The organism is Bacillus sp. LR--39 (assembly GCF_053613335.1).
In genome coordinates, this window is the sequence record NZ_JBSIOT010001286.1 from 1 (window position 1) to 583 (window position 583).

The window sequence follows — 583 nt, forward strand, 5'->3', positions numbered from 1 at the left end:
AAAGCCCGCTTCATTTATGATGCCATGGCATATCAGGTAGCAAAGGAAATCGGGGCAGCCAGCGCGGCGTTAAAAGGCGAAGTTGAAGCGATTGTGCTGACGGGAGGCCTTGCGTACGGCAAAAGCTTTGTTTCTGCTATCAGATCATACATAGATTGGATTTCAGACGTTTTAGTCTATCCGGGTGAAAATGAACTGCAGTCTCTTGCCCAAGGGGCGCTCAGAGTATTGCAGGGCGAAGAGCAATCCAAACAATATCGTATTGAATAGACAGACAGGAGTGAGTTACCATGGCAACTGAGTATGACGTAGTCATTCTGGGCGGCGGTACCGGCGGTTATGTTGCGGCCATCAGAGCCGCTCAGCTCGGCTTAAAAACAGCCGTTGTGGAAAAAGAAAAACTCGGAGGAACATGTCTGCATAAAGGCTGTATCCCGAGTAAAGCGCTGCTTAGAAGTGCAGAGGTATACCGGACAGCTCGTGAAGCCGATCAATTCGGGGTGGAAACGGCTGGCGTGTCCCTCAACTTTGAAAAAGTGCAGCAGCGTAAGCAAGCCGTTGTTGATAAGCTTGCAGCGGGTGT

1 protein-coding gene and 1 pseudogene are annotated in these 583 nt (G+C 50.3%); both read left to right on the forward strand.

Annotated elements, in window-relative coordinates; all coding sequences use genetic code 11:
• Positions 1-270: pseudogene (locus tag ACWHAR_RS30000) on the forward strand (butyrate kinase); the annotation flags it as partial.
• A 20-nt stretch (positions 271-290) separates the two neighbouring features.
• The coding region (locus tag ACWHAR_RS30005; protein ID WP_452088798.1) for an FAD-dependent oxidoreductase at positions 291-583 on the forward strand (293 nt) is incomplete at its 3' end.